The sequence below is a fragment of the Candidatus Enterococcus willemsii genome (assembly GCF_009933335.1).
In the GTDB taxonomy this organism is placed as follows: Bacteria; Bacillota; Bacilli; order Lactobacillales; family Enterococcaceae; genus Enterococcus_F; species Enterococcus_F willemsii.
The window spans coordinates 1-21,010 of the sequence record NZ_MAEL01000040.1 but is presented as its reverse complement, the minus strand read 5'-3'; the positions used below and the strand labels follow the sequence as shown (position 1 = coordinate 21,010).

At 35.7% G+C, this 21,010-nt stretch carries 20 protein-coding genes and 1 tRNA gene; 15 read left to right on the top strand and 6 right to left on the bottom strand.

The annotated features are described in order from the left end of the window. Window positions 1–32 precede the first annotated feature (32 nt). The gene (locus BAU17_RS07540) at window positions 33–1,190 is read left to right on the top strand and encodes a GNAT family N-acetyltransferase (RefSeq protein WP_161902199.1); all 1,158 of its coding nucleotides are present in this window, start codon (window positions 33–35) and stop codon (window positions 1,188–1,190) included. 61 nt (window positions 1,191–1,251) lie between these two features. Beyond that, window positions 1,252–1,323 (top strand) — tRNA-Arg (locus BAU17_RS07535). 44 nt (window positions 1,324–1,367) lie between these two features. Here BAU17_RS07535 and BAU17_RS07530 read toward each other — a convergent pair. After that, on the bottom strand, window positions 1,368–1,934 hold the full coding sequence (locus BAU17_RS07530; protein ID WP_161902198.1) for a TetR/AcrR family transcriptional regulator: 567 nt from the start codon (window positions 1,932–1,934) through the stop codon (window positions 1,368–1,370). Window positions 1,935–2,072: 138 nt separating this feature from the next. Here BAU17_RS07530 and BAU17_RS07525 point away from each other — a divergent pair, with 138 nt between their 5' ends. Continuing rightward, the gene (locus BAU17_RS07525; protein ID WP_161902197.1) at window positions 2,073–2,423 is read left to right on the top strand and encodes a DUF4260 family protein; all 351 of its coding nucleotides are present in this window, start codon (window positions 2,073–2,075) and stop codon (window positions 2,421–2,423) included. Between the two features lie 235 nt (window positions 2,424–2,658). Here the strand turns inward: BAU17_RS07525 and BAU17_RS07520 are convergent, their stop codons facing one another. Then, window positions 2,659–2,844, bottom strand: coding sequence for a hypothetical protein (locus BAU17_RS07520; protein WP_161902196.1), 186 nt, complete (start codon window positions 2,842–2,844; stop codon window positions 2,659–2,661). Between the two features lie 186 nt (window positions 2,845–3,030). Between BAU17_RS07520 and BAU17_RS07515 the strand changes: the two genes are divergently transcribed. Both BAU17_RS07515 and BAU17_RS07510 read left to right on the top strand, forming a co-directional pair. Next, window positions 3,031–3,942 (top strand): ABC transporter ATP-binding protein, encoded by a 912-nt coding sequence (locus BAU17_RS07515; protein ID WP_161902195.1) that lies wholly within the window; start codon window positions 3,031–3,033, stop codon window positions 3,940–3,942. Between the two features lie 12 nt (window positions 3,943–3,954). Further along, window positions 3,955–4,725: an ABC transporter permease gene (locus tag BAU17_RS07510; protein WP_161902194.1), complete on the top strand. Its 771-nt coding sequence runs from the start codon at window positions 3,955–3,957 to the stop codon at window positions 4,723–4,725. Window positions 4,726–5,057: 332 nt separating this feature from the next. Here the strand turns inward: BAU17_RS07510 and BAU17_RS07505 are convergent, their stop codons facing one another. The 4 genes from BAU17_RS07505 to BAU17_RS07490 all read right to left on the bottom strand — a co-directional run bounded on the left by BAU17_RS07505 (window position 5,058) and on the right by BAU17_RS07490 (window position 8,562). Continuing rightward, complete coding sequence (locus BAU17_RS07505; protein WP_161902193.1) at window positions 5,058–5,462, bottom strand: NusG domain II-containing protein; 405 nt, start codon at window positions 5,460–5,462, stop codon at window positions 5,058–5,060. A gap of 13 nt (window positions 5,463–5,475) precedes the next feature. After that, window positions 5,476–5,583, bottom strand: a complete 108-nt coding sequence (locus BAU17_RS07500) for a putative metal homeostasis protein (RefSeq protein ID WP_161902192.1) — start codon at window positions 5,581–5,583, stop codon at window positions 5,476–5,478. 19 nt (window positions 5,584–5,602) lie between these two features. Beyond that, window positions 5,603–7,114 carry a metal ABC transporter solute-binding protein, Zn/Mn family gene (locus BAU17_RS07495; RefSeq protein ID WP_161902191.1) on the bottom strand — a complete coding sequence of 504 codons (1,512 nt, stop codon included), beginning with the start codon at window positions 7,112–7,114 and terminating at the stop codon, window positions 5,603–5,605. 113 nt (window positions 7,115–7,227) lie between these two features. Then, window positions 7,228–8,562 carry a Y-family DNA polymerase gene (locus BAU17_RS07490; protein ID WP_161902190.1) on the bottom strand — a complete coding sequence of 445 codons (1,335 nt, stop codon included), beginning with the start codon at window positions 8,560–8,562 and terminating at the stop codon, window positions 7,228–7,230. 145 nt (window positions 8,563–8,707) lie between these two features. On the opposite strand from BAU17_RS07490, the gene BAU17_RS07485 reads away from it, so the two are divergent. The 10 genes from BAU17_RS07485 to BAU17_RS07440 all read left to right on the top strand — a co-directional run. Then, the gene (locus BAU17_RS07485) at window positions 8,708–9,826 is read left to right on the top strand and encodes a baeRF6 domain-containing protein (protein ID WP_161902189.1); all 1,119 of its coding nucleotides are present in this window, start codon (window positions 8,708–8,710) and stop codon (window positions 9,824–9,826) included. Window positions 9,827–10,020: 194 nt separating this feature from the next. Then, complete coding sequence (locus BAU17_RS07480) at window positions 10,021–10,221, top strand: cold-shock protein (protein ID WP_161902188.1); 201 nt, start codon at window positions 10,021–10,023, stop codon at window positions 10,219–10,221. A gap of 174 nt (window positions 10,222–10,395) precedes the next feature. Further along, complete coding sequence (guaD, locus tag BAU17_RS07475) at window positions 10,396–11,751, top strand: guanine deaminase (protein WP_202622294.1); 1,356 nt, start codon at window positions 10,396–10,398, stop codon at window positions 11,749–11,751. A 12-nt stretch (window positions 11,752–11,763) separates the two neighbouring features. Next, a complete protein-coding gene (locus BAU17_RS07470; RefSeq protein WP_420022105.1) occupies window positions 11,764–13,083 on the top strand; it encodes a uracil-xanthine permease family protein in 1,320 nt (439 codons plus the stop codon). A 111-nt stretch (window positions 13,084–13,194) separates the two neighbouring features. Beyond that, window positions 13,195–15,939, top strand: coding sequence for a helicase C-terminal domain-containing protein (locus tag BAU17_RS07465; protein WP_161902186.1), 2,745 nt, complete (start codon window positions 13,195–13,197; stop codon window positions 15,937–15,939). Between the two features lie 75 nt (window positions 15,940–16,014). Then, window positions 16,015–16,515 (top strand): cell wall elongation regulator TseB-like domain-containing protein, encoded by a 501-nt coding sequence (locus BAU17_RS07460; protein ID WP_161902185.1) that lies wholly within the window; start codon window positions 16,015–16,017, stop codon window positions 16,513–16,515. 24 nt (window positions 16,516–16,539) lie between these two features. Further along, window positions 16,540–17,730: a pyridoxal phosphate-dependent aminotransferase gene (locus BAU17_RS07455; RefSeq protein ID WP_161902184.1), complete on the top strand. Its 1,191-nt coding sequence runs from the start codon at window positions 16,540–16,542 to the stop codon at window positions 17,728–17,730. Between the two features lie 43 nt (window positions 17,731–17,773). Further along, on the top strand, window positions 17,774–19,072 hold the full coding sequence (gene asnS / locus BAU17_RS07450; RefSeq protein ID WP_161902183.1) for an asparagine--tRNA ligase: 1,299 nt from the start codon (window positions 17,774–17,776) through the stop codon (window positions 19,070–19,072). 149 nt (window positions 19,073–19,221) lie between these two features. Beyond that, a complete protein-coding gene (locus BAU17_RS07445) occupies window positions 19,222–19,449 on the top strand; it encodes a hypothetical protein (protein WP_161902182.1) in 228 nt (75 codons plus the stop codon). A 221-nt stretch (window positions 19,450–19,670) separates the two neighbouring features. Then, window positions 19,671–21,010 (top strand): GH25 family lysozyme (locus BAU17_RS07440; protein ID WP_272927946.1); only part of this gene is annotated, 1,340 nt, incomplete at its 3' end.

Below are 21,010 nucleotides of genomic sequence, written 5' to 3'. Positions count from 1 at the left end.
TTCTTTCGTATTTTTGTTTTGGAGGGATATGTATGAAAACACAAGAAGAAAAATTCGAGGATATTTATCAATTAACACACTATGCGTTTCAATTTGAACAGAGCGAAGCGTATAGAAATCGCCTGCAATATATTGTGGACCATTCCAAGCATTATGCATCGTATGATGGTGAAAATCTAGCAAGTCAAATTATTGCGACGCCTTTGAAAGTTCAGTTTTTCAATCAAACATTCGATATGACTGGTATTGGTTTTGTGGCGTCTGATCCTTGTTATCGAGGTGGAGGTCGAATTGATCAATTAATGACTCAAATTATTCAAGATGCCAAAGAAAAGGATGTGCTATTTTCTTATCTTGCGCCATTTTCATATCCATTTTATCGTCGGTATGGATATGAACTAATCTTCGAACGAATTGCTTACAAAATGCCAAGTAGCGAATGGCCGGATAGTAAACGGGTAGCGGGCTATGTTCGTCGTTTAGATTGGACCCAAGCAAAACCAGAATTACAAGCCATTTATACTGCTTCAAAAGAGAACAAACACGGTGGTTTGCTACGAGAAGATTGGTGGTATGACTATAAATTCTCTATTCAACGTCCGTATTACTTTGCCGTTTATTATAATGAAAAGAATGAAGCAGAAGGATATTTAGTGTATCAAATCAAAGATGGCATTTTCAATTGTGCAGAATGGGTATGTTTAACAGGGAATGCTTATAAGAGCTTAAATCGTTATATTGCCACTCATAAAGAATCTGTCCGAGAAATTCACTATGAGCAAGGATATAATAAATCCAATAGCTTTTTCATGCAAGAACGTCCAATTGCTAGTGCAACGATTCGACCAGAAATGATGGTTCGAATCATTGATATCAAAAAATTCTTAACTATCTTTGATTTCAGTAACTTAAGTCAGTCATTTGCAATCGTCATTGAAGAAGATAGCTATGCACCTTGGAATACTGGTATCTATGAAGTGCATGCAGATACTCAGAAAATAAGTAAAGTTGAAAAAACAACTTTACCAACTCTGACGTTAACTGTGCAACGCTTTACACAATTATTCTTAGGATACAAAACTTTAACAGAATTAGCGTTTTATGATTTTGTCAAAGTAGAGGAAGAATTAATAGCTGTCATTGAAGCTGTTATGCCAACTCAAACGCCTGTCTTAGAAGATTATTTTTAAAAAGTTTTTACTCCAACCTTGTTTTTTCTCATGGTTGGAGTAAAATAAAGATTGTGTTTTTGTCCTCTTAGTTTAATGGATAGAACAAGGGCCTCCTAAGCTCTAGATGCAAGTTCGATTCTTGCAGGGGACGCTTCGAAAAGCCAAAACCTTCATTTCGTAAGGTTTTGGCTTTTTTTATTTAGATTGTTTGTTCAACGTGTTCTCTTCCAACAACGGTAACAGAGATTTTTTCAATAAAGGCAAGATAAACTCTATTTGATTTTCATTGTTAGTCAAAGACCAGCTGATAGTAGTTTGAATCATAGCCGCATAAATTTCACCAATATAATCAATTTCTATTGCGGTTAATTCTGAATGTGCCAAATAATTTTTTGCCTCTGCTTTCAATAAACGTTGAAAAGATGAGGCGAAATCTAGTTTGTCTGTTTTTAATTTGAATAGTAATAAATAAATTGTACGATACTGTTGAATTTCTAAATAAATCTCGTTGATAATAGTCTGTAGATTTGAACTAGCTGAAAATCTTATGTGTAATAATTTCTCGGCAATTTTTAAATATTTAGCGATAATCTGTTCAGCCAAATCATATTTATCTCGATAGTAGGTGTAAAAAGTCGAACGATTAATCAAGGCAGTCGCTAGTAATTCATTCACTGTTAGTTCATCTAGTGTATGTTGCTCTAAAAGAATAAAAAAACTGTCTTCGATATTTTGCTTTGTTTTCTTGACACGTAAGTCCATCGTCTGCTCCTTTTTTTATGGGATAAGCAACAAAATCAAATGATTTGTTGCTTATCCAACAAATTAATAAATAGTGGTGATTGTGGTGAAAAGTTATTCATACTAAACTGATAGTATCAATAACTAATGGAGGTATTTATGAACAAAAAAATTATTCAAATTGAAAATTTACTATTGTTCCTTCTTATTATTTGTCTCTATTTTTCACAACAATTTTCTTTCTTATTATTTATTGGCACATTCTTTATTCCTGATATTACTATACTACTTTATTTAGTGAATCCCTCAATTGGAAAGCTAGGTTATAATTTTTTTCATAGTTTTGCGCTTCCATTTCTTTTATATCTGTTCCTACTTTTTTTACCATCAATAGCCTTTATCAAACCAATGCTTCTGATTTGGTTTGCTCATATTGCAATGGATCGAATGCTTGGTATGGGTTTGAAAGAAGCATCATTTACAGAGACTCATTTGGATAAACTATCATAGGCAACAGTCGAAATCTTTATTCCATAAGATTTTGGCTTTTTTTATTAAAACTGAATCAATGGCGGAAGTCCAGCTTCTGGCAGTAAAAAAGATAGATGGTAGGATGTATTTGAAAGACAGATAGAAAAGCAAAGATGTATTTTATTTCGTGCTCAAATTTTGAAACAGGTAATATCATCCAAATAGACAATAAGAAGCAAAGCATAGAAATCACTACACAAATATAAAAGCTGAATTATGAATTGAAAACCATTAATCCTGAAAGAAAAAAGAATACATAGAAAATTTGCAACCAACCCACGATAATAGCAATTCTTTTGTTTGGTAAGTTTGATGATTCAGTTTTGATTTGTTGGAACAAGAATTGGATAATCTTATAGATACTGATAGTGACAACCAAAATGGGGAGCAGTAAAGACATAACATGAACCTCCATAAAATATAGTACATTTATGCTAACATTTCTATACTGTGTCGTTCATTCGTTTACAAAAAATAGTTTCTTGAAAAAAAGACCAAAGCGCCACACATCATCTTAATTTTTTGTTATACTGTATCAATGGAAAAATGTACTATCTAACAACAGTAAGAAGGAGATTATAAATAAATGGCTTATGCACTTGAAATAAAAGAGTTAAAAAAAGTTTATTCGACTGGCGTAAAAGCATTACGTGGAATTGATTTGACGGTAGAAGAGGGTGATTTTTATGCGTTATTAGGCCCGAATGGTGCAGGGAAATCAACGACAATTGGAATTATTACTTCACTAGTTAATAAAACGTCTGGAAAAGTGAAGATTTTTGACTATGATATTGATACAGATTTAGTTCGTGCGAAACAACAAATTGGTTTGGTTCCACAAGAATTTAATTTCAATCCGTTTGAGACCGTGCAACAAATCGTGGTGAATCAAGCGGGCTATTATGGTGTGTCTCGTAAAGAAGCACTAGCTCGTAGTGAAAAATACTTGAAGCAATCCGATTTGTGGGAGAAGCGCAATGAGCGTGCGCGTATGCTTTCGGGTGGGATGAAACGTCGTTTGATGATTGCACGTGCCATGATGCATGAACCGCGCTTATTAATTTTGGATGAACCGACAGCAGGTGTTGATATTGAATTGCGTCGTGAAATGTGGCATTTTTTGAGAAAATTAAATGAAGAGGGAACCACGATTATTTTAACCACTCATTACTTAGAAGAAGCGGAAATGCTTTGTCGCAATATCGGGATTATCCAATCTGGGGAATTAATTGAAAACACGAGTATGAAGGAATTGCTGTCAAAATTACAATATGAAACGTTTATCTTGGATTTGGCACCTACAAATAAACCGGTTGAAATTAGTGGGTACAACTATACACTTACAGATGCGTCCACATTAGAAGTTGAAGTGGAGCGCAATCAAGGACTAAACCAAGTGTTTGAACAATTATCAAACCAAGGGATAAAAGTCTTGTCTATGAGAAATAAATCCAATCGTTTGGAAGAACTATTCTTAAAGCTTACAGAAGGAAACTAGGGGAGGAACAACATGTTTAATCTTTATTTAACCGCATTAAAAAGTTTAGCAATTAAAGAAACCAATCGCTATATGCGTATCTGGGTTCAAACACTCGTACCACCAGTAATTACCACGTCTTTATATTTTGTTATTTTCGGGAATTTAATTGGTGGACGAATTGGTGAGATGGCGGGATTTTCATATATGGAGTTTATTGTGCCAGGTTTAATTATGATGTCCGTGATTACTAGTTCATATTCCAATGTTGCGTCATCGTTCTTCTCACAAAAATTTCAAAAAAATATTGAAGAATTACTTGTTGCACCCGTGCCAACGCATGTCATTATTTGGGGCTTTGTCATTGGAGGTCTTGGCCGAAGCATTTTAGTAGGCGCGTTAGTTACATTAATTTCCTTATTTTTCGTACCATTACACGTCTTTTCATGGACAATGATTATCGTCACACTTTTATTAACTGCGGTTTTATTTTCGTTGGCAGGGTTATTAAACGGAATTTTCGCCCAATCATTTGATGATGTGTCGATTGTACCGACGTTTGTCTTACAACCCTTAACTTATCTAGGTGGTGTCTTTTATTCTATTTCTATGTTGCCACCAATCTGGCAAGCTGTCTCAAAAGTGAATCCAATTGTTTATATGATTTCTGGTTTCCGCTTTGGCTTTTTAGGAGTAGAAGATGTTCCTTTAGCTATCTCAATCGCGATTTTAGTCTTGTTCATTGTCGTGTTGTATAGTGTTTGTTGGTATTTGATTGACCGTGGTCGCGGGCTACGTAGTTAATTTTATTTTGAAAAACCTGAAGCGAATTCGTTTCAGGTTTTTGCATATTTTCGAAGGAGCAAGATTCTTAATAAAAAATTTAGATTAAGTTAGTAAAAAATGCAAGTTTTCTCGTTATGATGATTTATACGAGGAGGGGATTTGTATGAAATTACAAAAAATGCAACCTCATATTGCTTGGCGCTGGATTATTGGCGGATTAACACTTTTCTGGGGGCTAGTAATCTATTCGATTTTTGGATAAAACTGGCTAACTATTAGATGAAACATAACTATTAAATAAAAAAACACATCATCGCTATCTTTATGCAAGATAGAACGATGGTGTGTTTTTAATTAACAAATGCATCTTTTGCATTTTTTTGCTGGACTTCAATGACTAGTTTGTGTGGTAGGCAAATACTAGTTTCTCCATTAGTAGAAATCCAACCAGTCTTGACAGCAATTTGATCGGGACTATTATCTTCACGGACACGGATTTTTCCATCTTTGATTTGAATAATATTATATTGCTCGTCTGTCGGATGATAGGTCTTTTCCATGTTTTTTTGTGTATCAAGATTAAATCGATCCACTTCCTTGCCATCAATCCTTATTACTGCGTACCGTGCATTGTCGTTCGTAAGAGGTTCCTGTTTCTGGTAATGAATGAATAAAAAATGAGGGAGAAACGAGCAGAGAATCAACCCACAGATAAGGACAATATCGAATGGTTTGACATGTGCTTGTTTTAGCATACGAATCCTCCGATTATTTTTTTCGTTTGTGCTGATGAATAATTTTTAGCGCTCGTTTCTTTGTTTTGATATTAGGACTTTTTAAACGACGATATGCGCTAGATAAATCTTGTTTTTCCATAAATTATTCTCCTATCTAATTAGTGTGCTAACATTTCTTGGGCGATTTCGTTGCCAGATAAATCAGTTGGATAATAAGTTGGCCAGTGGTCCATTTCAGCGGATAATGCCTCTTGGCTCTCATTACCAAAGTATATATGGAAATGTTCTGATTTTGTTGGAGCAATTGAATGATCGCTGAATTGGACATAGTTAAAAGCTGCATCTGAATCAGTTGCTTCAAATAAGAAGCGTACGCCGCGATTACCAGCTTCATAAGTTAAAATTTCTTTTCCTACATAACGATAATTTGCCGTTTGAGTGGTGTCATCATCAAAGGTGAACGTCATTGAATCAGCTGTAATCGCGATATTTTTAACATCTGTTTGATAGCCAGTTGTGTAATATTCTTTGTATTCTTGGAATGATTTTTCTGGATTTAATTTCGCTTTATAATCGAATACTTGATCTAAGGTTCCATTTTGTAAAAGAGGATAGACCGATTGCCAGTCACCGCTCCAATCAGAAAGAGGACGATCTTGAACATCTTTGTCTTCAAAGTAACCGTTATAGACAGTTTTTTCTTTTGCAGGAATTGTTTTTTCAGCTTTGTCATTAGTAACTGTTGTTGTTTTTTCTAAAGCAGAGCGGTTTTGCTCCATGATACTAATGTAGGTTTCGCCATCATCTAGTTGCTCTTGAGTTAAACTTTCTAATGGATTTAGCACTTCTAATTCAACGTTTGCTTCACTAGCTAATGTGCGAGCAATAGAATCTTTCGCATTGGCTTCAAAATAAATATACTTTACACCATAGTCTTCAACAAATGTTTTTAATTCTGCTAAGCGAGCAGGAGAAGGTTCTTCATTTGGTGATAAACCTGCAATCGGTACTTGAGTTAAACCATAATCTAACGCTAAGTAACCAAAGGCAGCGTGTTGGGTCACAAAATTGGTTTGTTTTGCTTGGCTAAACGTCTCTTGATACGATTGATCTAGTGCTGATAATTCTTTTAGATACTTTTCTGCATTGGTTGTAAAAACTTCCTTTTTGGCTGGATAGTCTTGAATTAATTGATCACGGATACTTTTCACTTGTTGAATGGCACGAGCTGGGGATAACCAGACGTGCGGATCTAACTCATGTACATGATCTTCATGGCCATGCTCTTCGTGGTCATGTTCGTCCTCTGAACCTGGTAATAATAGCATGTCTTTTGTTGCTTTAACGACATTGACGTTACCTGTTTCTAGTGTACTGGCAATAGAAGGGACCCACATTTCCATATTTTCATTGTTATACACAAAAACATCTGCGTTTTGAATATTGGCAATTTCTTTTGCTGAAGGTTCATAATCATGGGAATCTGTTCCGGCGGGGAGGAGCACAGAAACATCCCCTTCGCTACCAACTACTTGTTTAGTAAATTCATACATCGGATAAAATGTCGTCACTACTTGTAGTTTGTCAGAAGTTTGATTTTCTGAAGGGGCAGCACACGCACCGAGTAGTGTGATACCTGTCAACAACATGCCTAAAAAGATTTTTTTCATTTGTTATACTCACTTTCTTAAGATTTTCACTTAAATCGTAATTGTTACGATTTAAGATAGTGCTTAATTTAGCACAAGCACAGAAGAGAAGTCAAGCATTTTTTGAAAAAAAGTTAAAAGCCATCTAAGCCACCTGCGCCACCATGATGACCACCAACCAAATGACTGCGTGCGATGCTTCGTGCGCCATCAAGTTTACTTGTGGCATGAATAATCGCTGTAAATCCATATTTTTCACGAATACGGTCGATGATTTGATCCAGTCGTTCGTTGGCAATTTCTTGCTCCGGATTGTCGAATAAATTCAATTGTCGGTTTCGTGTATAAACTAATTTTGAATACGAGATACCAATATGGCGAACCGCTTGCCCACGATAATACTTATCAAACAAATAAAAACAATAATGTTTTAGCTCTTTTGTTTGATCGGTCGCATCTATTTTTAATTGATGGGAAAAACTACTTTCTTTAGACCCATAAGCTGAGCCAATGTAGAGATGGATACATTGTGTAAGACAGTTGTGTCGGCGAATCCGCGTCGCGACTTGTTCAGCCATTTCTCCGATGACAATTTTTATTTCTTCTTTGTTGGTATAATTTTTGGGTAACACTTGACTATTGCCATATGATTTTTCTTGTATAAGAGGTGTTTTTTCTGCAAGAATGGTACGGTCGATTCCATTGGCGTGATAATAGAGTTGTTGCCCAATAATTCCTAATCGTTGGTATAAAAACTCTTCGTCGCTATGAGCTAATTGATAGATGGTGTCAATCCCTAATGTATAGAGCCGCTTTTTCATCTTACGACCAATTCCCCAAAAGTCAGTTAATTCAGGAATTTTCCAGACAGTTTCAGACACATTATCGTATCGCCATTCAGCAATAAACGAGGGAGAATTATCTTTTGCCGCATTATCTAAAGCTAACTTGGCTAATAAAGGGTTGTCACCAATACCTACTGTTAAAACTAACCCTAATTCTCGATAGACTGTTTGTTGAATCATTCTTGCCATTTGATGTCTCTTCTGGCTACGAGAGAGTTTTTTATTAGGGAAAAAGAGGTTTAACGATCTTGTGACATCTAAAATAGATTCATCGATTGAATAAATAAGCAAATCTTCTTCGGCAACAAATTGCTGAAACAGTTTATTAATTTTCATATTTTCTTGAATGTAAAAACTCATTCGTGGTGGTACTTTTAATAAATCAGGATGGTCGGGTAAATGTTCCGCTCTTGTGACATTTGAAATATGGAGAATTTCTTTGGCTTTGGGTGAAGAAGCTAAGATAAGTCCGTTACCTGTATGATCAGAGTGACTCATGACTACAAGGAGCGTATTTAAAGGATCTAAATTTCGAGAAACGCATTCAACTGTGGCGTAAAAACTTTTGACATCAATAAATAAAATGTCCCGTATCGGTTCTTGGCTATAATCAATTTTAGGCATTTTTCTAACCTCCAGTTTTTAATTTATTATACGAACTTATGTTCTGTTTTGCAAAAACTAAATAATTGTAACCGTTTTGTTTGGAGCGAAAGTGCTTGCATGATACACTAGATTTGTAAGATATAATTTGTAGGAGGGAAAGTTTATGGCGAAAATTGGAAAAGAATTGTTGGCGCAACTAACTTCTGAAGGCGTAAAAGGACCGTTTCTCACGATTATGTTAAATACACATGTGGCACACCAAGACATTGAAAAGGATCAATTAAAGTTCAAGAATTTTGCGAAGGCAGCAAAAGAAAGATTTTGTAAAAAATATCCTGATCAAGATTGGGCACCGTTTCAATTAAAACTTGATGAATTGCTAAATGCTCGCGATTTTTGGCGTCAAGCGACAACTAGCGTGGCAATTATCTTAACGAAAGATGAAAGCTATGTTCATCGATTGAGTATTCGCGTAGATGATCAATACTATGTAGGAGATACACCTTACTTATTAGCGATTATCAAAAATGCGCAGTTTAATTACAAGTATTACGTACTCGCATTAAATCGAGATTCAATGAAGCTATATTTAATGGAAAATAAACAATTAACAGAAGTCGTTTTATCAGATGGGGCACCAACTGATATCAAACAAGCACTTGGAGAAGAAGTTACTGGAGGCAATTTGAATTTCCGGGCACAAGGAAGTAATGGTGGACGTGATTCGGTTGCTTACCATGGTGTGAGTGCGAAAGATGAAGAAATTGAGATTGATTGGGTCAATTATTATCAAGTAGTTGATAGTTATTTGAAAAATGAATTTGATAATCCAGAAGAATTACCAATTTATCTATATGCATTACCAGAAAATCAAACAATGTTCAAAAAAGTAGCTAAAAATCCTTGTTACCATCCAGATGTTGCTGTTTCTGGCTCTCCTGCGCAATTATCTCTAAACCAAATAGAGGCAGGAACACAAAAAATTAGTGATGCTTTGGCAGCAAAAGAAGTAGCAGATTATCAAAAATGGATTGAACGCAAGTATTTTGACCAATTGTCAGATATTCGACAAGCGGCACCATTAGGTAGAATTGGTCATTTATTTATTGCTACGTCTAATCTCATTGATGGATATGGTGAAAATCCTGAAGTTGAGTATGACTGGCGACAAGTTCTAAACACCTTAGCGCATGACACAATTCGCAACAATGGGGATGTCTATGTATTGGAACAAACAGATGCACCGGGTGAAAAAGAATTGGTTGCCATTTTACGTTACTAATTCAATAGCTAAAAATAGTTTTTAAAATAAACATCGAAAATAGTAGCTATTTGTTCTTCATCTATGTTATACTAAGTGAGTAGTATTTGTAACGGTAAATTATGGTAGCTTGTTTCATCTTAAAACATCTTCCAAATTTTCACCTAACAAGTAATTGCAAATATGTGTATTATACACAAGGAGGATTTTTTAACATGGAAACAGGTACAGTAAAATGGTTTAACGCAGACAAAGGTTTTGGCTTCATTACAGCAGAAAACGGAAACGACGTATTCGTTCACTTTTCAGCTATCCAAACTGATGGTTTCAAAACATTAGAAGAAGGCCAAACAGTAACTTTTGATATCGAAGAAGGTCAACGTGGCCCTCAAGCTACTAACGTTGTTAAAGCTTAATTCTATATGATTAGTCAAGACGGAGCAAATTGCTTCGTCTTTTTTTGTGCTTAATTTTGTAAACGTATAAATGACGAACGATGAGTCATTTTTGGAGTTTTATTTTTCGATGAATCATTGTAGAAAATGATTGTTCCTTTATAATGAAAGAGAATAATATTGAAGGGACGAACAATGATGTTTTTTAAAGGAAATGTATTTCATACACCAAGCTATGGTGAACTTGTCTATTTAGAAGATGCATTAATTGAAGTAGATAGTCAAGGAATCATCCAAGAAGTATATGTATCAGCGGATGAAATGTATGCAATAAAATTACAAGAAGCGAAAGTGTGTGATTCATTTATTGAATTGAAGGAAGGACAATATTTCTTACCTGGTTTTGTCGATTTACATGTCCATGCGCCACAATGGCCACAAGCGGGAATTGCGTTAGATGAACCATTGAATCAGTGGCTGGATGAATGTACGTTTCCACTAGAAGCGAAATATGAGGATGTCGCATTTGCTGAATATGTTTATGATAATTTGGTTGAGAATTTATTAGCGCGTGGGACAACAACAGCTTTATATTTTGCGACAGTACACTTACAAGCGAGTTTAACATTAGCAAGTATATGTGCAACAAAAGGCCAACGTGGATTAGTTGGGAAAGTCGTAATGGATCATCCAGAAATGAATCCAACTTTTTATCGAGACGAATCAACGAAGGCTGCTCTAGCAGATACAGAAGAGTTTATTATTGCTGTTAAAGAGCTTGCAAAAGAAGTTCCTCAAGGTGTGTATCCAGTAGTGACTCCACGATTTGTACCAAGTTGTACTGATGAGGGGTTGCGAGGCTTAGGTGAATTGACGCATAAATATCAGGTTCATGTACAATCGCATTGCAGTGAGGGACAGTGGGAGCACGATCACGTCAAAGAACGTTTTGGCAAAACAGATACAGAAGTGTTGCGTGATTTTGGTTTATTAACAGAAAAATCTATTATGGCACATTGTAATTTTATCGATGAAAAAGATGGCGCAATTTTTGCCGAAACTGGAACGGCGGTTGCGCATTGTCCGATTTCTAATGCCTATTTTGCAAACGGCGTGATTCCGATTAAACGCTTAAAAAACCAAGGTGTAGAAATCGGTTTAGGAACGGACATTTCTGGCGGTTTTTCCCCTAGTTTGTGGGACAACATCAAGCAAGCGGTGATGTCATCAAGAATGCTAGAGGACGGAGTAGACGTGACAATGCAACAAGAATCACGTGGTGTGAGTGATTCTCGTATTTCAGTTGTCGAAGCTTTTTCTTTGGCAACGCAAGGTGGTGGAGAAGCCTTAAATTTACCAATTGGTGTGATTAAAAAAGGCTATGTATGCGACTTACAAGTATTAGATATGAATGCTGTCGGAGCTTCCCTATCTGGTTTTGGTGTATTTACCACACCTAAAGAGCAGTTACAGAAATTATTATATTTAGCAACACCAACAAATATTAAGCAAGTATGGGTTCAAGGTAAACTTGTTCATGAAAAAGCATAGGGGGAAATGAAAGTGGAACAAAGTGTCGAAAAAAAGAGTTTGACGGTTGGTGTCAATGATAATATTCCGTTTGGACAAGCAGTTATTTTAGGGTTGCAACATGTGTTGGCAATGGATGTATATGTACCACCATTTATTATTGCAACAGCAGTGGGGATGTCTTCACCTGATGCGGCAAGTTTAATTCAATCTACCTTTTTAGGTGCAGGGATTGCCTCTTTAATTCAAGTGCTATTTTTCTTAAAATTACCTGTTTGTCAAGGTCCTTCTTTTGTTCCAGTCGGTGCAATCATTGGCATTTATCTTGGAGCAAAAGGCATGGATACCGTTTTAGGAGCAAGTGTGATTGGTGCAATCGCAATTATTTTGTTGGGAATGACCGGTGTGTATAAATACATTGTTCGTAAATTTATTCCGACAATTGTGAGTGGAACGATTATTATGATTGTTGGTTTGACGTTGTTGCCATCTGCTTTCACTGGCAATATCTATGTTTCAAGTGAGACTTTAACTATTAACCAAAATATTTTGTTAGCAGTCATTACAGCAGCTACATTAGTTATTTTTTCAATGTTTGGCGAATACTTTCCTCGTTTGGGAAAAGTTTTTCGGATTAGTTCTGTTATTATTGCGCTGATTTTAGGATCAGTCGTTGCACGTTTCATGGGAGGTTTGGATTTTAGTTCGGTTGCAGCAGCGCCATTTTTTAGTCTTCCTAATTTAGCATTTGTTCATTTTGGTTTAGACTTTGATATTTCAGCTATTTTAACAATGTTAGTTATCTACATGGTGTTACTCGCAGAAACAACCGGTACGTGGTATGCGGTAAGTGCAGTGACAGAAGAGTCTGTAACAGATGAGCAAATTAACAAAGGAGTCATTGGTGAAGGGCTAGGTTGCTTAACTGCTGCCTTAGTTGGAACAACCCCGGTAACAGGATATTCGACTAATGCAGGGATTATTTCCATTACTGGTGTGGCGAGTAAGAAAGTATTTGTGATGGCCTCAGTATGGTTTATTATCTTGTCCTTCTTGGGTAAATTATCCGCACTGATTCATGTAGTTCCTTCGGCTGTCATCGGCGGTGTTTTCTCAGTCGTTTGTGTGATTATCATGCTAAGTGGTTTCCGTGTAATCAAGAATGAAGAATTTTCTGAAAGAGAACTATATATCATTGGGGTTCCGCTAATTTGTGCCATCGGCTTATTATTCATGCCCCTAGAAGTCAAACAAAGTGCCCCTCAATTTGTGCAATACTTATTAGATTCACCAATTGCTTTAAGTGCGATTGTGGCAGTCGTAATGAATAAATTAATTCCTGAACCGAAATAACAGATAAAGAAGCTATCCTCTGTGGGGTAGCTTTTTTCATTTAGATGAAGGTAGGCGAATGAAACGCTTTGTAGTATAATGCAAAGAGCATGTGTAAGGAGTGAAAATAGGATGAAAAATACGTATGCGATCGTAGATATTGAAACGACAGGCACTGACCCAAAAACCGATCGAATCATCCAATTTGGTTGTGTCCTCGTTGAAAATAATCAAATTGTTAGTCGATTTGCAACTGACATTAATCCAATGCAACCAATTTCTAAACAAATTCAAAATCTAACGCATATTTCAAATAGTCGAGTAAAAAAAGCTCCTTTTTTTGAAGACGTGGCTCAAACCATTTACAATTTATTAGAAGATACAACTTTTGTTGCTCATAATATTCATTTTGATTATCATTTTTTAAATCATGAATTGCAGCGTTGTGGGATGCCACCGTTGACCATTGCAGGTATTGATACTGTCGAGCTGGCACAGATTTTTTTATCTACAGAGATTAGTTTTCGTTTAGGTGATTTGGCAGAAAGTTTAGGTTTGGCCCACGATGCCCCACATCAGGCTGATAGTGATGCAGAAGTGACCGCATCATTGTTAATTTATATTGAATCAATTATGCGTAATTTACCACTAGTGACAATGGAAAAAATCACGCAATTAAGTGCAGTGACTAGCATGCAAACCAGCCAGTACATTGCCAGTGTATTCCATGAAATGCAAGAACACCCAGTACAAATAGCAGAAGAACTAACAGTGGTTGAAGGACTTGCTTTGCGAAAAAAAGAAGTGCCAATGTTCGAGGAACAACAATTTGGACGGAAATTCCCACTGACTAAGAAAGATAAGCTTGCTTTATATCAAGAGAAATTAACCTACCGTAAAGAACAGGGGAAATTAATGAATCATGTGTATCGACACTTTACAGAAGGGACGCACAAAGATTTATTAATTGAAGCATCAACGGGGATGGGCAAAACAATTGGTTATCTCTTGCCCGCACAGTTTTTAGCGACTCCTGAAGAACCTGTGATTATCAGTACTGTCTCTCTTTTATTGCAACAACAATTGATGAATCAAGATATTCCGTTACTAAATACCATTTTAGACCAACCAATTCAAGCGACGGTGGTTAAAAGCAAAAGTCATTATATTGATTTGCAACGGTTTAAGGCAACACTGGATGCACCTGTTCAACAAAAGCAATATGCCTTGTATCAGATGGGGATTTTAGTCTGGCTAACACAAACTGTGACTGGAGATTTAGATGAATTGAACTTAATTCGGTTGAATCATTTACTTTTTCAAGAAATTAAACATTTTGGTGTGGAGTACTTAAGTCCTAGTCAACCGTTTTATCAAGATGATTTTTTACGTCATTTGTATGCACGTATGAAACAAAGCAATGTGTTAATTGTTAACCATGCATTATTGGCACAAGAAACGCAACGGAAGCATCAATTTATTCCAAGTAGTCGTTATTTAATTATTGATGAAGCACACCATTTACCAGAAATTATGGAGAAAGTCTCTCATTTGTTCTTAGATATGCATGCGTTTGAGAAGAAGATTACACATTATCAAGAGGAAGCACAGCTTTTTGATTTAATTGAGATGCTTATTGATCAGGAGCCTGAAGCCATCCATTTGTTTGAATTGTATCGTGCTGAATTAACAGCTATTCTGGAAATGCAAGAAGATATTTTTTCTGAATGGTTACCTAACCTTTCTGTTAAACAAGAAGAAATCGTAACGGAAGAAGAACGATTGAACGTGTCAAGTACATGTGAAAAGAACATCCAACGTTTGTTGCTGTATTATGATGAACTGCTAGATCTACAGACACAATTCTTGTCATACATCAAGCCAATGAGCGATCAATGGATGAATCGTCAACGCGTTTTATGGATTGATTTATTACGCTTCTTTGATGAAATGGTTCAACAAAGTTATCTGATTCATCAATGGTTTTCATGTTGGGATGCGAACTATGTTCATTTTCTATCGGTTTATAACCAACGAGTGAAATTACAACTTGTTGACTTTGATGCTGCTATTCTACCAAATACTAAGTGGTATGAACGTTATGAAAAGATTTTGTATATTGGTGGTACGTTACGCGTATCAGGTGATCGACAATACTTTGCTAAAAAAATGGGTATTCCCGAAACACCATTAAAAATTATCCCGACAACCTATGATTATGCCCAACAAGCAAAATTATTCACTTTGACTGAAGGCGCACCGATTAATGAATTAACACCACAAGAATACGCGGATACGTTAGCGCATCAATTAACAGCTTTGCTACGTGATATTCAGCAACCTGTCCTTGTGTTATTTACCTCGCATGATATTTTACAACGTGTCTACAATCGGATGCATATGCGCTTTTTAGAGCAAGGAAAGGAAATTCTCGCTCAAGGAATTGGTGGTAGTCGTGAAAAGCTGTTAAAACGATTTATGCAATCGAAAGATAGTATTTTATTTGGTGCGGACAGTTTTTGGGAAGGGGTTGATTTGCCGGGAGATTCCTTGCAAGTATTGATTGTGACCCGTTTGCCTTTTGAAAATCCAGAACGACTGATGACACAAGCTCGTCATGCATACTTAACTGAGCAAGGAATCAATCCGTTTATGCAAGAAAGTATTCCGAAAGCTGCGTTAAAATTACGTCAAGGGTTAGGACGGTTGATTCGTTCAGAAGAAGACAAGGGTGTTATGATTATTTTGGATCGCCGAATTGTCACAACGAAATATGGCAAAAAAATTGCTCGTGCCTTACCTAAAGAACTACCTTTAATTGAAGCTTCTATTGTCAAAATTAAAGAAGCTGTCACAGACTTTTTAGAAAAGACATAAGTTTTAATGAAAAGTAGTACAGATTTCTTTAGACTTTTTGTATAATGTAAAGTTATAGAAGGGAGTGTAAAATAAGTGGATAAAAGCATCAAGAATGAGAAACGATTAGTCATTGGTTTACTGACAGGTATTGTTATTTTATTAGCAGTTATTCTTTTCTCATCGATTTTTTACATTCGTTCCTCTCGTCCAATGCGACAAGCAGAAAAGGAAGCAACAGAACTAGCTAAACAGTATGCAAATATTGAGACTGTAGATGATTTTTATTGGTTTACACGCGAGAAAACCTATTTCACTATCGCGGGAAAAGATAATAAAAATCAATCATTAATCGTTGTCGTTCCTAAATCTGGAGAGCAAGTAACTGTGTTCAACCAAGCAGATGGTATTACCGAAAATGATGCCAAAGAAGTTGTTCACTCGAATTATCCAGATGATAACATACGAAAAATAAGTTTTGGTATGTTTGAAGACAAGCCAGTTTGGGAAGTGATGACTACTGGTGAACAAGGTAATAATTATTATCTGATTGACTTTAAAAAAGGAAATGAATTAAAAGCAATTCAAAATATTTAATGAAAAATGAAAGGGTGTAGGGTTATGAAATTATCTAAACGAACAGAAACATTAGAGCCGTCAGTTACTTTGACAGCTTCTGCTAAAGCGAAAGAATTGAAAAGTCAAGGCGCCGATGTGTTAAGTGTGACATTAGGAGAGCCGGATTTTCCAACACCAAAACATATTCAACAAGCAGCTATTGAAGCGATTGAATCAGGCAAAGCAAGTTTCTACACACAAACAGCCGGAATCCCTGAATTACGTCAAGCAATTATTTCATATATTGAACAATTTTACGGTCTTACTTATGATGTTTCACAAACATTAGTAACGGATGGTGCAAAATTTGCGTTATATGTTCTTTTCCAAGCATTGTTAGATGAAGGGGATGAAGTCATCATTCCTACACCTTACTGGGTAAGTTACGGAGAACAAGTGAAGCTAGCGGATGGAACACCAGTCTTCGTTGCCGGACAAGAATCAAATAATTTTAAAATCACTGTTGAACAATTAGAGAGTGTTCGCACAACGAAGACAAAAGCGATTATTTTAAATTCGCCATCTAATCCAACGGGGATGATTTATACGAAAGAAGAGTTGGCACAGATTGGTGAGTGGGCGGTTGCAAATGACTTATTAATTGTGGCAGATGATATTTATGGTCGTCTCGTTTATGGTGAGCACACGTTTACGCCGATTGCAACTATTTCTGAAGAGATTCGTCAGCATACATTGATTATTAATGGGGTATCAAAAAGCTATTCTATGACAGGTTGGCGTATCGGATTTGCGGTAGGAAATAAAGAATTGATTCAAGCGATGATTGATATCGCTTCTCAATCGACAAGTAATCCGACTGCCGTGAGTCAATATGCAGCAGTAGAAGCATTGACTGGTCCTCAAGATACAGTGGAAGAGATGCGACTTGCCTTTGAAGAACGTTTAAATCGTTTATATCCATTGGTTTTAGAAATTCCTGGGGTCAAATTAGTCAAACCACAAGGTGCTTTTTATTTATTCCCAAATGTAAAAGGAACAATGGAAATATGTGGTTATGATGATGTCACTGAATTTACCGATGCGTTACTAAATGAAGCGCATGTTGCTTTAGTGACAGGGGCAGGCTTTGGTGCAGAAGAAAATATTCGACTAAGTTATGCTACTGACTGGGAAACATTAGAAAAAACAGTCAATAGAATCAAAGCTTTTGTTGAAAATAAACGCAGAAAGTAATACACTTTGATAGAACGCTTAATTATAGAATGGAGAGACACAAGTGGAACAAATTCAAATTATTGATGCAAAAAATCATGTAGGCGAAACAGTAAAAATCGGCGCATGGATTGCCAACAAACGCTCAAGCGGTAAGATTGCTTTCTTACAGTTAAGAGACGGTTCAGCTAATTTTCAAGGAATCGTAGTTAAAAATGAAGTAGGCGAAGAAATTTTTCAAACAGCGAAGAATTTAACTCAAGAAACATCTGTCTGGATTACAGGTGAAATTCGTGAAGATAGCCGTTCAAAATTTGGTTATGAAATTGGTGTAGAAACAATTGAGGTGATTGGTGAAAGTCATGATTATCCAATCACACCAAAAGAGCATGGAACAGAATTCTTAATGGATCACCGTCATTTATGGTTACGTTCATCAAGACAACATGCAGTGATGCAAATCCGTAACGAAATTATTCGTGCTACTTACGAATTCTTTAATAAAAAGAACTTTATTAAAATCGATCCACCAATTCTAACGGGTTCAGCACCAGAAGGAACAACTGATTTATTTGAAACAAACTATTTTGACCATAAAGCATACTTGTCTCAATCAGGACAATTATATATGGAAGCTGCAGCAATGGCTTTTGGGAAAGTCTTCTCGTTCGGTCCAACTTTCCGTGCTGAAAAATCAAAAACACGTCGTCATTTAATTGAATTTTGGATGATGGAACCAGAAATGGCTTTCATGCATCAAGATGAAAGTTTAGAAATCCAAGAACAATATGTGGCATTCTTAGTACAAAACGTTTTGGATAACTGTGACATGGCGCTAGATACTTTAGGCCGTGATCGTTCTGTGTTAGAAAAATATACAAAACTACCTTATCCACGTATTTCTTATGATGAAGCAGTGGAATTGTTAATTAAAAATGGTTTTGATGATATTGAATGGGGCGATGATTTTGGTTCACCACACGAAACATTCATTGCTAATTCATATGACCAACCAGTCTTTATTTTAAACTATCCAAAAGCCATCAAACCATTTTACATGAAACCACATCCAACTCGTGAAGACATCGTTATTTGTGCCGATATGATTGCACCAGAAGGTTATGGTGAAATTATTGGTGGTTCTGAACGTGATGTTGATTACGATCACTTACTAGGTGAAATTGAGCATCATGGTTTAAATCCAGAAGAATACTCATGGTATTTAGATTTACGTAAATATGGCTCTGTCCCACATTCTGGTTTTGGTTTAGGATTAGAACGTACAGTGACTTGGTTAGCAGGTATTGAACATGTACGAGAAGCAAGTCCATTCCCACGTTTGTTGAATCGTATTTATCCGTAATAATTAAAGGCAACTTTCCGTATAAGGGAGTTGCCTTTTTTAGGTAAAAAAACTTGTATGTTTTTTAAATACGTGTTATGAATATAGTATAGATTATTTGAATAATTTATTATCCAAAATAATCGTGATTTATTAAAGGGGATGTTATCATGATTAAATTAAAGGAACTACAAGTTGGTGAAAGATATGAAGTTCAACCAAAGGATTTTCATCGGAAGTTTATAGGGAAAGTTCAAAGTGTGTCTGATACTTCTGTTCTATTTAAAGTTGAAAATTATGAGAGTTGCGATCAGGATAAAATTAATGAAGATAAGTTAGTAGAAGTAGACAAGTTTGATATTAAGCATTTAGTAGGTAGTAGTTGTTTTTTTAGTTGATAGTATAGTGAGGACATGTTGAGGAAATTTATTTTTTTCTGACATGTCCTTTTTTTGAGTGATTTTATTTTATAAGGTTAATAAAGTGCTTTTTTATAATCATCTAAAAGTAATTTAAAAAGATTGTTTAGGTTTATTTATAGTCTTGAATGTTTCTTAATAAAGTGCTATTTTTATCTTTGTGTATAAAATGTTCAAAGTGAAAGTTAGGATGGAATAAAATGAAGAAGAAAATAGTAGCGTTAGGAATGACATCAACCTTATTGATAGGATTTTGCCCATTACCTATCTATGCAACAGACATAGATACAACAACAAGCAAAGTGTTATATGATTCGGAAATTGATGTAGAAAACATAGGCAGTGGAGATACTTCATCAGAATTATCGACTACAGAGAGTTCTGAGTTCGTTGAAGATTCTATAGAAAACATAGAAAGTAGTACTTTTGAAGAGACAACACAGGAAGAATATGTAGGCAATCAAGAACAAGCAAGTGATAGCTCAGATAGTAATGAAATGATCCAAGAAATTGAAATTCCCGATTTTGATGAGGAACAAACTTACCCGAGTCGCCGATCCGATTTGACTACGTCACCAACAACGTTTAGTACATTCTCTAGTCTTCCTGCAATTAGTGCTACTGATATTAATCTTCCGGATAAGAATTTTATTGATGTAGCTTCTTGGAATGGAGAAATTAGTGTTGAGGAATACAAAATAATTAAATCGTATGGTGTGACAGGTGTAGTTGTAAAATTAACAGAAGCAACTTCATATCAAAATCCCTGTGCTGAAAAACAAGTAGCAAATGCTTTAGCCGCTGGATTAAAAGTATCCGTATATCATTATAGCTGGTTTACAGATAAAAATAGTGCCCGTGAAGAGGCGGATTATTTTGCGAAGATGGCGATAAGATTAAACCTACCTAAGGACACTGTTATGGTCAATGATATAGAAGAATCACAAATTGCTAACAATAATAATCATACGGATAATTCAAAGGAATTTGAGAAACGATTAGGTGAATTGGGATTTACAAATGTGAATCATTATGTTGGTTTAAATTGGATAAATGTTGGTCTAATTGATCCAGTTAGTTTAGGCAATACAAAAATGTGGGTTGCTGCTTATCCCTATACCTTGAATACAACCAACAGATATACAGAATATGGCGCATGGCAATGGTCGTCAAGGCTATCTTTTCCAGGAGTAGCTGGAGAATTTGATATTTCTGCTGATTATGCACAAAATTATTCAAAGAATGATAGTGAAAATAAAATAGATTTAAAAAAGTATGATAAATTTGTAACTATTACACATAGGAACTACCCTATTTTAAAATCAGTAGATGGAGATAAGAAGGATAATTCAGATAATCATTATGGTAAAGTCTATGAAGCGAAACAATATGCAGATTATAACGGAATAAGATATATATCCTTGTACAATAATAAAGGCCTTTTGGTTGGGTATATTAATGAAGGGGCTACTCAAATAGCCAATGGACAAAATGGTGTGTATCAAACTTATAATCAATATGTGACAATAAAATCAAAAAC

Excerpts from the sequence above, each read along its gene's own strand:
- BAU17_RS07445 (WP_161902182.1), top strand. The coding sequence starts at position 19,222 with ATGATTAAATTAAAGGAACTACAAGTTGGTGAAAGATATGAAGTTCAA.
- BAU17_RS07510 (WP_161902194.1), top strand. The coding sequence starts at position 3,955 with ATGTTTAATCTTTATTTAACCGCATTAAAAAGTTTAGCAATTAAAGAA.
- BAU17_RS07465 (WP_161902186.1), top strand. The coding sequence starts at position 13,195 with ATGAAAAATACGTATGCGATCGTAGATATTGAAACGACAGGCACTGAC.
- BAU17_RS07455 (WP_161902184.1), top strand. The coding sequence starts at position 16,540 with ATGAAATTATCTAAACGAACAGAAACATTAGAGCCGTCAGTTACTTTG.
- BAU17_RS07495 (WP_161902191.1), bottom strand. The coding sequence starts at position 7,114 with ATGAAAAAAATCTTTTTAGGCATGTTGTTGACAGGTATCACACTACTC.
- BAU17_RS07505 (WP_161902193.1), bottom strand. The coding sequence starts at position 5,462 with ATGCTAAAACAAGCACATGTCAAACCATTCGATATTGTCCTTATCTGT.
- BAU17_RS07540 (WP_161902199.1), top strand. The coding sequence starts at position 33 with ATGAAAACACAAGAAGAAAAATTCGAGGATATTTATCAATTAACACAC.
- BAU17_RS07490 (WP_161902190.1), bottom strand. The coding sequence starts at position 8,562 with ATGCCTAAAATTGATTATAGCCAAGAACCGATACGGGACATTTTATTT.
- BAU17_RS07515 (WP_161902195.1), top strand. The coding sequence starts at position 3,031 with ATGGCTTATGCACTTGAAATAAAAGAGTTAAAAAAAGTTTATTCGACT.
- BAU17_RS07525 (WP_161902197.1), top strand. The coding sequence starts at position 2,073 with ATGAACAAAAAAATTATTCAAATTGAAAATTTACTATTGTTCCTTCTT.
- guaD (WP_202622294.1), top strand. The coding sequence starts at position 10,396 with ATGATGTTTTTTAAAGGAAATGTATTTCATACACCAAGCTATGGTGAA.
- BAU17_RS07520 (WP_161902196.1), bottom strand. The coding sequence starts at position 2,844 with ATGTCTTTACTGCTCCCCATTTTGGTTGTCACTATCAGTATCTATAAG.
- BAU17_RS07480 (WP_161902188.1), top strand. The coding sequence starts at position 10,021 with ATGGAAACAGGTACAGTAAAATGGTTTAACGCAGACAAAGGTTTTGGC.
- BAU17_RS07530 (WP_161902198.1), bottom strand. The coding sequence starts at position 1,934 with ATGGACTTACGTGTCAAGAAAACAAAGCAAAATATCGAAGACAGTTTT.
- BAU17_RS07485 (WP_161902189.1), top strand. The coding sequence starts at position 8,708 with ATGGCGAAAATTGGAAAAGAATTGTTGGCGCAACTAACTTCTGAAGGC.
- BAU17_RS07500 (WP_161902192.1), bottom strand. The coding sequence starts at position 5,583 with ATGGAAAAACAAGATTTATCTAGCGCATATCGTCGTTTAAAAAGTCCT.